Source organism: Streptomyces regalis, from assembly GCF_001509475.1.
Lineage (GTDB): Bacteria > Actinomycetota > Actinomycetes > Streptomycetales > Streptomycetaceae > Streptomyces > Streptomyces regalis.
Map to the genome: position 1 here is coordinate 1 of NZ_LLZG01000361.1, position 12,703 is coordinate 12,703.

General features: G+C 67.9%; 15 protein-coding genes. 6 read left to right on the forward strand and 9 right to left on the reverse strand.

Translation table 11 applies throughout. The annotated features are described in order from the left end of the window. A partial coding sequence (locus ADL12_RS32015) for a hypothetical protein (RefSeq protein WP_208614665.1) occupies window positions 1-1,028 on the forward strand: 1,028 nt, incomplete at its 5' end. A 470-nt stretch (window positions 1,029-1,498) separates the two neighbouring features. On the opposite strand, the gene ADL12_RS32020 is transcribed toward ADL12_RS32015, so the two are convergent. Together ADL12_RS32020 and ADL12_RS32025 are read right to left on the reverse strand one after the other, a co-directional pair. Continuing rightward, window positions 1,499-1,780, reverse strand: coding sequence for a hypothetical protein (locus tag ADL12_RS32020; protein ID WP_062708320.1), 282 nt, complete (start codon window positions 1,778-1,780; stop codon window positions 1,499-1,501). Next, complete coding sequence (locus ADL12_RS32025; protein WP_062708324.1) at window positions 1,780-2,088, reverse strand: hypothetical protein; 309 nt, start codon at window positions 2,086-2,088, stop codon at window positions 1,780-1,782. The genes ADL12_RS32020 and ADL12_RS32025 overlap by 1 nt, the downstream gene beginning before the upstream one ends. Before the next feature lie 139 nt (window positions 2,089-2,227). On the opposite strand from ADL12_RS32025, the gene ADL12_RS32030 reads away from it, so the two are divergent. Next, window positions 2,228-2,491 carry a GntR family transcriptional regulator gene (locus ADL12_RS32030; RefSeq protein WP_062708327.1) on the forward strand — a complete coding sequence of 88 codons (264 nt, stop codon included), beginning with the start codon at window positions 2,228-2,230 and terminating at the stop codon, window positions 2,489-2,491. 12 nt (window positions 2,492-2,503) lie between these two features. Here the strand turns inward: ADL12_RS32030 and ADL12_RS32035 are convergent, their stop codons facing one another. Both ADL12_RS32035 and ADL12_RS32040 read right to left on the reverse strand, forming a co-directional pair. Further along, entirely contained in the window at window positions 2,504-3,355 is an 852-nt protein-coding gene (locus tag ADL12_RS32035; RefSeq protein WP_062708329.1) for a helix-turn-helix domain-containing protein, read from the reverse strand. 12 nt (window positions 3,356-3,367) lie between these two features. Continuing rightward, window positions 3,368-4,120: a DUF6879 family protein gene (locus ADL12_RS32040; RefSeq protein ID WP_062708332.1), complete on the reverse strand. Its 753-nt coding sequence runs from the start codon at window positions 4,118-4,120 to the stop codon at window positions 3,368-3,370. 175 nt (window positions 4,121-4,295) lie between these two features. Between ADL12_RS32040 and ADL12_RS32045 the strand changes: the two genes are divergently transcribed. The 4 genes from ADL12_RS32045 (at window position 4,296) to ADL12_RS32055 (ending at window position 6,026) form a co-directional block, all read left to right on the forward strand. Further along, complete coding sequence (locus ADL12_RS32045) at window positions 4,296-4,541, forward strand: hypothetical protein (RefSeq protein WP_062708335.1); 246 nt, start codon at window positions 4,296-4,298, stop codon at window positions 4,539-4,541. Continuing rightward, window positions 4,538-4,783, forward strand: coding sequence for a hypothetical protein (locus tag ADL12_RS51255; RefSeq protein WP_079052395.1), 246 nt, complete (start codon window positions 4,538-4,540; stop codon window positions 4,781-4,783). Before ADL12_RS32045 ends, ADL12_RS51255 begins: the two co-directional genes overlap by 4 nt. Then, complete coding sequence (locus ADL12_RS32050; RefSeq protein ID WP_062708338.1) at window positions 4,780-5,280, forward strand: hypothetical protein; 501 nt, start codon at window positions 4,780-4,782, stop codon at window positions 5,278-5,280. The genes ADL12_RS51255 and ADL12_RS32050 overlap by 4 nt, the downstream gene beginning before the upstream one ends. An 80-nt stretch (window positions 5,281-5,360) precedes the next feature. Beyond that, complete coding sequence (locus ADL12_RS32055) at window positions 5,361-6,026, forward strand: class I SAM-dependent DNA methyltransferase (protein ID WP_062708341.1); 666 nt, start codon at window positions 5,361-5,363, stop codon at window positions 6,024-6,026. A gap of 116 nt (window positions 6,027-6,142) precedes the next feature. Here ADL12_RS32055 and ADL12_RS32060 read toward each other — a convergent pair whose 3' ends face one another. Genes ADL12_RS32060 through ADL12_RS32080 form a run of 5 tightly spaced genes read right to left on the reverse strand, consistent with a single transcriptional unit; the run spans window position 6,143 to window position 12,686 of the window. Beyond that, window positions 6,143-8,146, reverse strand: a complete 2,004-nt coding sequence (locus ADL12_RS32060) for a beta-galactosidase (RefSeq protein ID WP_062708344.1) — start codon at window positions 8,144-8,146, stop codon at window positions 6,143-6,145. Then, window positions 8,143-9,459 (reverse strand): glycoside hydrolase family 36 protein, encoded by a 1,317-nt coding sequence (locus ADL12_RS32065; protein ID WP_062708347.1) that lies wholly within the window; start codon window positions 9,457-9,459, stop codon window positions 8,143-8,145. Before ADL12_RS32065 ends, ADL12_RS32060 begins: the two co-directional genes overlap by 4 nt. Window positions 9,460-9,487: 28 nt before the next feature. Next, window positions 9,488-10,375: a carbohydrate ABC transporter permease gene (locus ADL12_RS32070; protein WP_062708350.1), complete on the reverse strand. Its 888-nt coding sequence runs from the start codon at window positions 10,373-10,375 to the stop codon at window positions 9,488-9,490. Further along, complete coding sequence (locus ADL12_RS32075) at window positions 10,372-11,349, reverse strand: carbohydrate ABC transporter permease (RefSeq protein ID WP_062708352.1); 978 nt, start codon at window positions 11,347-11,349, stop codon at window positions 10,372-10,374. The genes ADL12_RS32070 and ADL12_RS32075 overlap by 4 nt, the downstream gene beginning before the upstream one ends. A gap of 23 nt (window positions 11,350-11,372) precedes the next feature. After that, on the reverse strand, window positions 11,373-12,686 hold the full coding sequence (locus tag ADL12_RS32080; RefSeq protein ID WP_062708355.1) for an ABC transporter substrate-binding protein: 1,314 nt from the start codon (window positions 12,684-12,686) through the stop codon (window positions 11,373-11,375). Between the last annotated feature and the right edge of the window lie 17 nt (window positions 12,687-12,703).

Consider the following 12,703-nt stretch of genomic DNA (forward strand, 5'->3'; position numbering starts at 1 on the left):
TCAGCCCGCCCCCTTGCGCGTACCGCATGAGGACGTCGTACCGCAGGGATCACGACCCGTCACCACAGCCCGGACATCGCCAATTCAACCTGAGTAACGACTACGGGAAGCTCTCCGTGTGGCCGGACGGCTACTACGTCACCTACAACATGTTCACCGCCGGCCCCCAGCCGAGAACTGGTCTGGGATCCAAGGTCTGCGCCCTGGACCGGGCACGCATGCTGACCGGCGCGGCTGCCACCCAGCAGTGCTTCGACGTCAACATCGACGGGTTTATCCCAGCCGATCTTGACGGAAGCACCCCGCCTCCAGCAGGTGCACCGAACGTCCAGGTGGCGCCCCGTCTGTCGAACACCACGCTGGCATACACGAAGTACCACGTCGACTGGGGCAACCCGGCACAGTCTACGGTCACGGGCGGGGCCATCAATGTGGCCCCCTACACCGTCGCTTGTGCGGGCCAGCCGAGACTTACATGCGTCCCGCAGGGTGGCACCACTCAGCAACTAGAGACATTCTCCGAGCGTATGATGTACCGGCTCGCCTACCGGAACTACGGTATTCACGAGTCACTGGTGGTCAATCACTCGATCAATGCAGGCACGTCGGTAGGTGTGCGCTGGTACGAGCTGCGGCTGGTCGGTGGCGACCCTGTCGTTCACCAGCAGGGGACCTACGCTCCGGACGGCACGTTTCGGTGGATGGGCTCCGTGGCCCAGGACAGGGCAGGCAACATCGCGCTCGGGTATTCCCAGTCATCCAGCACCACCCACCCGTCGATCCGTTTCACCGGACGGCTGGCCAACGACCCCTTGGGCGAGATGACACTGGGCGAGACCATCGTGATCACCGGCGGCGGCTCACAGATCGGGAGCGCGCGTTGGGGCGACTACACCTCGATGGCCGTCGATCCCGACGACGACTGCAAGATGTGGTACACGAACCAGTACATTCCCGCCGACGGCGTCGCCAACTGGCACACCCGGATCGCTTCCTTCACCCTACCGACCTGTCTGAGCAGCTCGTAGCCCCAGTCGAACGAGAAGGTGACCTCCGTAGCCACCTCGAAAGGCCCTCTGCTCGCGCTTGCACAGCACGGCGGCACTGGCCCCCGGAAACCGAGCCAGCCAGTGGACCCGTGTGGACCTTGCTGCCCGCTGCGCGCTCAGGGCCGGCACGCTGTACCCGCTCCACCCCTGGTGGGCCGAGGCCGAGGTGGGCTGCCCGAGCGGCCTAAGGGAACGGACTTGAATACGGTCGCTACAGGTGGTGCCACCGTTTCGAGCTGACGGCAACCCTGACGGCAACGACAGCACACAGAGACTGTTGATCACGGCCATCAGCGATCAGCGGGGAGGAAGGCGGAGCCCCCACCCAACAGCTTGCCCGATCCTACGGATCAGAAGGTTGCAGGTTCGAATCCTGCCGAGTGCGAGGAGTCGAGAGCCCCGGTGATCGCCGGGGCTCTCGCGCTGCGATGGCGACTCGTTGGCGACTGCTAGCTCAGACGGCCCAGGCGCCGACCGCGGCTTTCGGCGATCCGGAGGGCGTCGTGGAGGGCCTCGGTCAGGCGCTCGGCGAGGAAGCGGAGTTCGCCGGGCGGGGTGTCCGGGAGCATGTCGTGGGCGTGGGCGAGGAGTTCGCCGCCCATGCCGAGTTGGATGGACTCGGTGGCGTCGGCCAGACGGGTCACCGGTCCGCCGTGGTCATCGGTGATGAGGTAGCACGCCTTGCCTTCGGGGCCGGACCAGGGAAGCAGGCGCGGCGATTCCGCTGCCATCAGGCGACCTCCAGCCCATGGATCCAGTACGGGCCGGACATGTCCTGCCCCAGGGCGGCGAGAGCGACCTCGCGACGCCGCTGACGTTGCTCGTGGGCGGTGAGGTACGGGCGTACGGAGCGGGTTGCAGTGGCGTCGAGCGGAGTGTCCAGGCCGTAGGGGCTGCGGTGGGCAGGGAGGGGCGGGACGCGAGGCCGCGTCGGGGCGACGAGTGCGGGGTGGGGCGGTCGTGCGGGGCGACGATGTGCGCCGCGTGGCTTGAGCAGCAGCGCCACCCAGGCGGCCAGGTGGTGGATAGGGTCGGTCATGTCATCAGCTCCGATTCTGCTGGTGGCCGTGCCCCCGGACGGCTTCCACCCGTCGCGGGGGTCTTTTAACGGCTTGTTCGCGGTCTACCGAAGTCTACTGCGGTCGCGCGGTCTACCGCAGAGTTTTAGCGTCCACCGCATGAACCCGGAGCTTGACCGCACGAGACCCGTCTGGCGACAGGTCGCCACAGCAATCGCCACCCGCATCGCCGACGGCGAGTACCCGGTGGGCGCCCGAGTGCCCTCAGTCGTGGAGTTGTCGGCCGAGTTCGGCATTGCCGCCTCGACCGCACAGAAGGCGCTGGCCCATCTCAAGGCAGAGGGGCTCATCCGAGCCGAGGTGGGCCTCGGCTCGTTCGTCGCCGAGCGAGCTGAGAAGTCCGCCGCCGCAGAGGACGCGTAGACGACGGGAGTATCAGCGCTGGTTCAGCGTGCGCCGCGCCGCGTTGATCACGTTGTGGGCGTCAGCCCCGTACGCCGCGGACTCCTGGAGCGTCCTCCATACCCGCATGTAGTTGGCGATGCTGTCTGCCTCATCCAGCCACAGCTCCGCATGCCAGTCCTCAGTGATCACAAGCCTGTCGTCCAGGATGCAGAAACCGTTGGCGGTGGGGATCTTGAGCGATGCTCCGAGAGGGATGATCCCGAGTTCCACTGTGTCCATCCCGATGATGCCTGCCAGGCGGTCGAGCTGGGCGGCGAGGACGAAGGGTGGGCAAACGAGTGCGTGAAGCGCGGCCTCCCAGACAAGAGCGTGGATCTTCCTGCCCGGCTGATACAGCCACTCCTGGCGTTTCATCCGCGCGCGGACCGCGGCATCGGTATCGCGCACCGAGTTCTGGAGTTCCGCATAGCGCAGGAATATGTGCCGTGCATAGTCGGCCGTCTGCAACATGCCTGGGACGACGGCCTCTTCCCATGCGTAGATGACTGTCGACCGGGCGACCTCCACGTTCCAGCTGTCCTGTACCGGTCGGTGTCCTGCGGCTAGTTGGCGGCGCCACGAGCGGATGTGGGACTCGAAGCCCTTGAGGCGCGCATCCAGTTCGTCGAAGGCGTGGGGCTGATCGACACCCTCCGCCCAGGCCCGCAGGTCTTCGGTCGTCGCGGTCTGCCGGCCGTTCTCCAGCTTGTAGATCTTGGAGTGTGGCCAGCTGAGCCGCTGAGCGAGTTGCGGACCGGTGAGCCGACCTCCAGGGGCCGAAAGCCGCAGTTCCCGGAGGCGGACTCCAAGAGCTTCCCTGGCCTGCTGAAAGTCTGTGCTCACCGGTTCCGCTCACTAGCTGTTCGCGGCCAACTGCTCCGCGAACTGGTCGTATGGGATGGCGCGATGTACCGCCGCGTCGCGCACCTGGCAGTACCGCAGGACCTCTGCGGGCTCTGTGATCACCTCGACGTCGAGCAGGGTGTCGGCGTCGTCGAAGTTGAGCACAGCGACCAGGCGACTGTCGAAGATCCAGAAATCCTCGGCGGGCAGGAGCAGCCGTTCTGCCTCCTCCCGCCACAGGTTGCGCGCGTCCTCACCCGTGGCGGCATTGCACTTCGCGTAGTCGAGCAGGAAGAGCTGTCCTGTGGTCGGCGGGTTGTCGACAACGCGGACGCGGCCGACGTACTTGCCCCGTGACGTCTGGTGGCGGATGTTCGTGCACCACTCGCTGTCGAGGTCCCACGCGGCTGTGCCGGACTCGACGAACGCCGCGTAAGAAGGGTCCTCGCGGTCCGACGCGTAGCCGCCCCGCGTCTCCAGATGCCATGCCGAGTGTTCGAAGGTCTCGAAGAGTCGCCTGAACTCATCCAGGTCGATCAGCTTGGGCACGCGAGTGACCTCCTTGGGGCCATGGTTGACCAGTAGTTCGCGTGGCACGACCACTGCGGCGTCTCCATGGCCGAAGTGCTGTAGCCGGGAGAGGACTTGGGGGTCAGTGAGCGGTGTCCCCTGAACGACGATCTCACCTGTATCCAGGTCTTCGTGTACGGCAGGGCAGTTTCCGTTCTTGCTGTCTGTGCCGTTGAAGCGTAGTCGTCGCGCCATGGTTGTCTCCCTCGGTGCACGGAGTCGTGTGACTCAAGCATCACCAGGTCTGATGTCCTGTACTACAAAGTGCACCCCGTCGTGTGAGACCACATAAGAACATTCAGCCAGACAGCAAGAACATTCGAGAACATCGCGTAGCGTGTGTCAACTGTCTCTCCCTAACGTCCTGTTCATGGCTACGACGGAACCGCGGGATGCCGACCCCCACACGTCGGCGGCATACGGCGCCCTGGTCGTCGACACGAAGACGAACAAGATCGGCTATGTCATGGGGAACGAAGGCCCCCACATCCAGCTCCGGCCGCCCGGCAGCGGACGCGAGTGGGATGCGGACCCCAGCGAGGTCCGACACCCCACGGACACTGAAGTACTCCGTGCACGGGTGACTGAGCTGAACCGGGCGGGACGACTCCGATGACAGCGCCCCACACCGAGACCCTCCCCCTGTCGGCCGAGTGCGCGCTCGCCGTTCAGCCCGGCTACAAGGACCTGCACCGCGAGTGCCGCCAGACCAAGGACATTCCGCTGCCCCACGCCATCGGCATCTGGCTCGTCCGCCGTTGCGGCTGTGCCCATCACGCTGACAACCGCCGAGCGCCTGCGCCCGCCCCGAAGCCCACCAGCACGGCGCGACACCTCCCAGAAAGGGAACGTCCATGACCGTCCTGCTCGACACCCCTTCCAGCACCCGTGTCAGGGATCCGAAGGAACTCCTCAACGCGGTCCAGCCGCACATCACGCACCTGACCGTCAACGTCTTCGACAGCGGCATGAGTCTGTGGGATCGTGAGGTCGCCCTGCTGCTGCGCGACCACACCATGGTCCGCGACATGGCCGAACGCATCCTCGGCAACGCCGTCATGTACACCATCGGCTGCATGGAGCACCCCGAGGTGCACCTGGGCGTCGGCAAGCTCGTCGACATCGGGGTGCACCAACTCATCCTCGACACGCCGGTGTGGTGGGCCCTCTGCGATGTCTACAACGAGGGCCGCTACAAGCACCACGCGCCGTTCGTCGAGCGCCTCCGCGACGGCCTCTGCCTGCGCACCGCGGACTTCCTCAAGTCCATCGGCTTCGCCATCGACGAGGAACTGTGGGCCATCGACGGCACTGACTGCTCGCCGTGCGACAACAAGGTCCCCGACAGCCACTGAACCGTCCTACGCCAGGCCCCGCCCTCAACCCACCTGCGGGCAGGGCCGCCCGCCCTTGCCCAGGAAGAGGAACACGTACCGTGCCCGTACCGCACGACATCCCCGCCGAGAGCGAACTATGGGACACCTACGCCAAGTCCGCCTTCAAGGACGACGCCGAGCCGGTGTTCCACTGGACGCAGTACGCCGGGCACGGTCCCGGCCCCGAACTGCTCGGCAACCCAGGCAGCGTGCTGGAGATCGGCTGCGGCACCGGCCGTGCCCTCGCCTGCCTCGCCCAGCGCGACATCACCGCGCACGGCGTCGACCTCTCCCCGATCATGGTGAAGAAGGGCACCGAGCGGTGGGGCGACACCGGCGCCGTCTTCGCGTGCGGGGAAGTCCTGGAGTGGCTGGCCGCCTGTGAGGACACCTACGACGCCGTCTATTCGATCTTCGGCGCGGCCTGGTTCGCCGACCCGGGCCGTCTCTTCCCGCTCGTGCGGGCACGGCTGAACCCGGGCGGTGTGTTCGCGTTCTCCCAGCCCCCGGCGATCCCCGGCGCGTACGGCCCGCAAGGCATGTACAAGGGCGGCTTCGCGGGCAGGGCCACGTTCACCTACCGCTACAGCTACCGCCCCGCGGTCTGGGAGCGCCTGCTGACCCGGGCCGGTTTCGCCTCGGCCGAAGCGCGCGTACTCGACGCGCCGGAGCCCGGCCACATCGGCACACTGATCGTCCGCGCGGAAGCGCCCGCCGCCGGATGACCCCATGCCGAACCGGTCGGCCCTCGCAGCTTCCCCCTGACTTCCCCCCTGGCTTACCCCTGACGAATGGGTCAGGCCACGCCGAGTTCGCCCCGGCGTGGCGCTGACAGGCGTGCTCAGTCCCCGCGCGGCTCCCGCACCACCGCGATCTCCCCCGCCGCAACGCTGACCGCCCCCGGCACCGGCTTGCCCGTCAGCAGTTCCGTGGCGTCCGCGGCGACCGCGATATGGGCGGGGCAGTCGGTGTGGTTGATCAGGAAGAGGTAGTCGGCGTCGGTGCCCCGCCGCAGGGCCGCCTCGACGCCCTCGGGAGTCGCACGGACCGGCTCCACGCCCGCCTCCCTGCGGATGCGGTCCAGCAACCCCGCCAGGGTCGCCGCGTCCGGCTGCGTGGCGAGGTACCAAGTGGTGCCCTCGCCATGGGAGTTGCGCGTCACCGCCGGTATGCCCGCCAGCGGGCCGGTGGTGTACGACTCGACCGGCTCGGCGCCGGACAGGCGTACCCGCTCCGACCAGAGGGTTCCGGTACCGCCGCCGCTGAGCCCCACGGACTCGCCGGGCAGCAGCGGGAACAGCTCGTCCGACCTGACTCCCAGCGCCTCCCGGAACGCGCCCGGGTAACCGCCCAGCCGGACATGGCAGTTCTCGTCGACCGCCCCGCTGTGGAAACCGACGGCCAGGGTGCCGCCGCCCGATGCGAAGGACACCAGGTTCGCCGCGCCCTCGTCGTCCACCAGGTACAGCGAGGGGGCCAACACCACCCGGTAGGCCGACAGGTCCGCGTCCGGCCGTACGAAGTCCACCGCCACGCCCGAGCGCCACAGCGGCTCGTACCAGGTGCGGACCAGGTCCTGGAAGCGCAGTTCGGCGCTGGGCTGGGAGGGGAGTTCCATGGCCCAGCGGGCGTTCCAGTCCCAGACGATGGCCACCTGGGCCGTGCCCGCGCTGCCGCGTACCTCGGCCAACGCCCGCAGGTCCGCGCCCAGTCGGACGACGTCGCGCCAGATCTGGCTGTCCGTGCCCGCGTGCGGGAGCATCGCCGAGTGCCACTGCTCGGCGCCCGCCTTGGCCGCGCGCCACTGGAAGTAGGCGATGCCGTCCGCGCCGCGGGCCACATGGGCCAGCGCGTTGCGCCGCAGCTCGCCGGGGCCCTTCGCCCTGTTCACCGGCTGCCAGTTCACCGCGCCGGTCGAGTGCTCCATCAGCAGCCAGGGGCCGCCCGCGAGGGAGCGGACCTGGTCACCGCTGAGCGCGATGTCGATCTGCGACTCGGGGTCGGCGGACTGGAGGTAGTGGTCGTTGGAGACGATGTCCAGCTTCGGGGCCCAGCGCCAGTAGTCCAGCGCGTCGAAGTTGTACATCACCATGAAGTTGGTGGTGGCGGGGATGTCGGGGGCCGCCTGCCCCAGCACGTCCCGTTCCGCCGTGTACAGCGACAGCAGTTCGTCGCTGCAGAAGCGGTGCCAGTCCAGCTGGTGCGTCGGGTTGGGTACGGCGCCCGTCGCGCGCGGCGGCAGGATCTCGTCCCAGTCGTAGTACCACTGGCTCCAGAAGGTGGTGCCCCAGGCGTCGTTCAGCTTCGCCAGGTCCCCGTACCGGGCCCGCAGCCAGCCGCGGAACGCCTGCGCGCTGGTGTCGCAGTAGCAGGCAGGGTTGTGGCAGCCGTACTCGTTGTGGACGTGCCACATCACGACCGCGGGGTGGCCGGCGTAGTGCCGCGCCAGTTCGGCCGTGATCCGCAGGGCCGCCCTGCGGTAGGCGGGGCTGGACGGGCAGAACGTCTGGCGGCTGCCGTACGACAGTCGGCGGCCGTCCTGGTCGACCGGGAGCGCCTCCGGGTGGGCCTTGAAGAACCACGCCGGGGGCGCCGCCGTCGGGGTCGCGAGGTCGGCCGCGATGCCGTTCTCGTGCAGCAGGTCGAGGACGCGGTCCAGCAACGAGAAGTCGTACTCGCCCTCGGCCGGCTCCAGCAGCGCCCAGGAGAAGATGCCGACGCTGACCATGGTCACCCCGGCCTCGCGCATCAGGCGCATGTCCTCGGCCCAGGTCTCTTCGGGCCACTGCTCGGGGTTGTAGTCGCCGCCGTAGGCGATGCCGGGGACGGACAGTTCGCGCTTCACCGGGCAACTCCCCCGAGGAGACGGCGGGTCGTGGCCACGCCCCACTCGTCCAGCGACAGCAGGCGGTCGCTGGAGGCCATCAGACCGCCCGTCGCCTCCACGTGCGCCGCCCACTGCTCCCGGGTCTCCACCGCCGGGCGGGCCATCAGACAGTCGGGGTCGTTGATCCAGAGGCGGCCGTGCTGCCACTGGCGTCCGACGCCCGTGAACTCGGCAGGGTCCTGGCCGGGCTGGCTGTAGTCGTCGGCCTCGGGTCGGCGGTGCGGGGCCGTGTCGGGGCTGACCCGCATCGCGTCGAACAGGCCGATGGAGGGGAGGATCGGGGCGCCGCAGCCCAGCAGGTAGGCGTCCTCGCCGATCGCCTCGCGGATCAGCTCGATGCCGGAGCGGTACGCCGTCAGCGCGTCCGCCTCCGCGTCGTGCCGTACGCCGTCCAGGGCGCCCGCGTAGAGGAAGTCGACCTTGAAGTAGTCGTAGCCCTCGGCGCGCAGCGTGCGGAAGACGTCCGTCAGATACGCCGCCGCCTCGGGGTGCGTGGTGTCCAGGACGCGCAGGTCGTGGCCCCAGTTGCGGCCGGCGTGCGTGAAGCCGCCGTCCGCGTCCCGGACCAGCCACTCGGGGTGCTCGGCGGCCAGGTCGCTCGCCGGGTCGACCAGGAAGGGGGCCGTCCAGATGCCGGCGCGGCGGCCCCGCGCCCTGATCGCGTCGGCGATGCCGGCGCGGGAGCGGAAGCGGCCGGAGAGGGTGAGCCAGTCGCCGAGGGCCTTCTGGTAGCCGTCGTCGATCTGGACGACGTCGATGGGCAGGTCGAGGGTCTCCATCGCACGGAGGTTCTCGTGGATGTCGTCCTCGGTGACGGCGGTGAAGTACTCGTACCAGGAGCACCAGACCGTCGGGGCCGGGCGGGGGGCCGCCATCTGGAGGCTGTCGGCCCAGTCGCCCAGCACCGACTGGACGGTGGCGCCCGTCCACTCCTTCACCACGCCGTCGGCGCTGACCTCCGCCCGGCCGTCCTCCACGACAAGCCGGATCGACGGGACCGCACGCGTCGGATCGACCGCCGCCCACAGACGCACCGGCGATCCGTCGCCCGGGTCGAGCGCCAGCAGGCCCTCGCCCTGGAAGGTGCCCTCGGGGACGGTCACGCCCGGCCGGTAACAGACCGTCGCCCAGTTGTCGTTGGTCGGGCGGTACGGCTTGTCGCCGAGGGCGTAGGCGCCACTGGGGCTCCAGGACTGCCAGCCCTCCTCGTGGACACGGGCGCGCGCCTCGTCCACGGGCACGGAGGCAACGGAGGTGAAGGGGTGGTGCACGGTGCTTCTCTTTCGAACGGGGCTGAGGTCAGCCCTTGTTGGCGCCGAGGGTGAGGCCGCTGACGAATTGGCGCTGGAGGAGGAAGTACACGATCAGGACCGGGACGGCGGTGATGAGGGCGCCGGCGGCGATCAGGTTGGGGTCGGTGAAGTACTGGCCGGAGAGGTTGTTCAGTGCCGAGGTGATCGGCATGTTCTCGCCGGTGGAGATCAGCACGAGGGCCCAGAAGAAGTCGTTGTAGATCCAGATCGACAGCAGGGTCCCGAGGGCGGCCATCGCCGGCTTGCACAGGGGCAGGGTGATCTGCCAGTACAGCCGCCACACCGACGCGCCGTCGACCAGCGCCGCCTCGGTCAGCTCGTGGGGGAGCATCTTCATGTAGTTGCTCAGCACGAAGGCGCAGAAGCCCGACTGGAACGCCACGTGGATCAGGACCAAGCCCAGCGCGGAGTCGTACAGCTTGCCGCTCATCGTGATGCCGGGGATGTCGATGAGCAGGTACAGGCGGTACAGGGGGGTGATGATGACCTGCTGCGGGAGGAGGTTGCCGGCCGTGAAGACCAGCAGCAGGAACAGGTTGATGCGGAAGTCGAAGCGGCTGACGTAGAAGGCGACCATCGAGGACAGGAACAGTGTCACCAGCACGGCCGGGATCGCGATCAGCATGGTGTTGCCGAAGTAGTGCGTCATGTCCGACTGCGTGAAGGCGTTCGTGAAGTTCTCGAACGTCAGCTTGTCGGGCCAGGAGACGTAGCCCTTCTCGCTCGTCTCGCCGTAGGGGCGCAGGGCCGCGTAGACGGCCCACAGCAGCGGGGCGAGCCAGGCCAGCGCCATGGTCGCGAGGAAGACGTGCAGCAGGATCCGGCCGGGGCGGATCGGGGTGCGCTGCTTGGCCAGCGCGCTCACGGAGCTCATGCGCGCCGCTCCTTCCGGAAGGTCGCGACCAGGTAGGGGATGATCACGACGAGGGAGATCAGCAGCAGGACGACGGCGATCGCGGAGCCGTATCCGATGCGGCTGGACTCGCCGATGATGTTGTTGGTGACCAGGATCGACAGCAGTTCGGTGCCTTCTGCGCCCTTGTTGAAGACGAAGACGAGGTCGAAGGCGCGCAGGGCTTCGATGATGGTGACGACCAGCACGATGGTGTTGGTGGGACGCAGGGTGGGGAAGATGACGTTCTTGAACGTCTGCCACTCGCCCGCGCCGTCCAGGGCGGAGGCCTCGCGCAGGGCGGGGTCGACGCCCTTGAGGCCGGCCAGGTAGAGGATCATCATGTAGCCGGCGTGGCGCCAGGACGCGGCGATCAGGATCGCCCACAGGTTCAGGTCCGGGTCGCCGATCCAGTCGATGTACTTGCCGGGCTCGTTGGCCCCGATGAGGCTGTTGATCAGGCCGGTGTCGGGGTTGTAGACGAGCTGCCAGACGAAGCCGATGACGGCCATCGACAGCACGACCGGCAGGAAGAACGCGGTCTGGTAGACGCGGCTGAAGCGGATCTTCTTGTCCAGCTGCACGGCCAGGAACAGGCCCAGCGGCGTCGGGATCAGGATCAGTACGACGAACCAGATGACGTTGTGCTGGACGGCCGGCCAGAACTGCGGGTTGTTGGTGAACAGCTCACGGAAGTTGTCCAGCCCGACCCATTTGATCGAGTCGAAGCCGATGCCGTCCCAGGTGGTGAAGGCCAGCGCGATCGAGGCGAAGGCCGTCACCCACACCAGGGCGATGTGCAGGAACGTGGGCAGGCCCGCCATCAGACCGAGGGTGAGCCGGTCGCGGCGGGTCAGCAGGCGGCGGTGCCCCTGGGGCACCTTCTTGGCGGGGGAAGCGCCCGAAGGCGGCACGGCGGCCGCCTCGGGGGTCTCCTTGGTGATGTCGGTAGTCATGTGAATCAGCCGTGTCAGCCGGATCAGCCGGACGCGAAGATCGTCTTCTTCTGCCGCTCGATCGACGAGAGCAGGCTGTCGATCCCCTTGGGGTCGCGGATGAACTTCTGCAGCGCGGGCTGCATCACCGTGGAGGTGAAGTCCGGGCGGCTGTCACGGTCCATGAACTGGGTGAGCGACTTCGCACCCGAGATCATCTCGTACGCCTTCTTCTGCAGCGCGCTGTAGGAGGAGGTGTCGGCCTTGGTGGAAGCGGCGACGACGTTCGGGTCGGACTTGAGGTAGATCTCCTCGGCGGCCGGGGAGCCCAGGTACTGCAGCAGCTTCACGGCACCGGCCTTGTTCTTCGGGGCCTTGGAGAGCATGAACCCGTCGGTCGGGGCCTCGACGGTGTCCTGGCCGAAGGACGGGTCGATCTCCGGGAAGGCGAAGAAGTCGAGGTCCTCGCGGTCGGCCTCGTTGGTGAACTGCTGGCCCACGAAGGTGCCCAGCAGATACATGCCGGCCTTCTTCGACGCCAGCGTCTGCGCGGCGTCCTGCCAGGTCCGGCCGGTGGCGCCCTCCTGGTGGTAGGGCAGGATCTCCGCCCACAGGTCGAAGGCCTTGCGGACCTTGGCGTCGGTCCAGGAGGCCTTGCCCGCCATCAGCTCGACGTGGAAGTCGTAGCCGTTGGCACGGAAGTTGATCTGGTCGAAGGTACCGAGCGCGGGCCAGGCGTCCTTGTCACCGAAGGCGATCGGCACCAGGCCGTCCTTCTGCATCTGCTTGCACAGCGCGACGAAGTCGTCCCACGTGGTGGGGACCTCGTAGCCCTTCTCCTGGAAGACGCTCTTGCGGTAGAAGAGCGCCCACGGGTACGTGTACAGCGGCACGAAGTAGTACTTGCCGTCCTCGCCCTTGCTGAGCTTGTGCATCGCGTCGGGGAAGTTGCCCCCGATGGTCTTCCACACGTCGTCGAGCGGCGTGGCCAGTCCCTTGGCCGCGAAGAACTGCATGCGGTAACCGGCGAACCAGTTGAACACGTCGTCCGGCGTGCCCTGCAGGTAGGAGTTGATCTGCTCCTGGAAGGTGTTGTGGTCCTTGGTGTTCACGTCGACCGTGAGCCCGGACTCCTTCTTGAACGCCGCGTAGATATCGGCGAACGCCTTCTTCGGCACCGCGTCCGACGCGTTGGAACCGACCGTGACGGTCTTCGGGTCACTCGCCGAGCCGCTGCCGCCACAGGCGCTCAGCAACGGGATGCCGGCGCCGAGAACGGCGGCGCCGCCGATGCCGCGCAGCATGGTGCGACGGCTCGGTGAGGGCAGGGAGAGACCGGAGGGAGAGAAGTGCTGCATCTACGGCTCCTGAAGGG

What these genes read in the sequence shown, in the direction of transcription:
- ADL12_RS51255 (WP_079052395.1), top strand. Translation starts at nt 4,538, where the DNA reads ATGACAGCGCCCCACACCGAGACCCTCCCCCTGTCGGCCGAGTGCGCG.
- ADL12_RS32070 (WP_062708350.1), bottom strand. Translation starts at nt 10,375, where the DNA reads ATGAGCTCCGTGAGCGCGCTGGCCAAGCAGCGCACCCCGATCCGCCCC.
- ADL12_RS32075 (WP_062708352.1), bottom strand. Translation starts at nt 11,349, where the DNA reads ATGACTACCGACATCACCAAGGAGACCCCCGAGGCGGCCGCCGTGCCG.
- ADL12_RS32025 (WP_062708324.1), bottom strand. Translation starts at nt 2,088, where the DNA reads ATGACCGACCCTATCCACCACCTGGCCGCCTGGGTGGCGCTGCTGCTC.
- ADL12_RS32020 (WP_062708320.1), bottom strand. Translation starts at nt 1,780, where the DNA reads ATGGCAGCGGAATCGCCGCGCCTGCTTCCCTGGTCCGGCCCCGAAGGC.
- ADL12_RS32045 (WP_062708335.1), top strand. Translation starts at nt 4,296, where the DNA reads ATGGCTACGACGGAACCGCGGGATGCCGACCCCCACACGTCGGCGGCA.
- ADL12_RS32030 (WP_062708327.1), top strand. Translation starts at nt 2,228, where the DNA reads ATGAACCCGGAGCTTGACCGCACGAGACCCGTCTGGCGACAGGTCGCC.
- ADL12_RS32080 (WP_062708355.1), bottom strand. Translation starts at nt 12,686, where the DNA reads ATGCAGCACTTCTCTCCCTCCGGTCTCTCCCTGCCCTCACCGAGCCGT.
- ADL12_RS32050 (WP_062708338.1), top strand. Translation starts at nt 4,780, where the DNA reads ATGACCGTCCTGCTCGACACCCCTTCCAGCACCCGTGTCAGGGATCCG.
- ADL12_RS32040 (WP_062708332.1), bottom strand. Translation starts at nt 4,120, where the DNA reads ATGGCGCGACGACTACGCTTCAACGGCACAGACAGCAAGAACGGAAAC.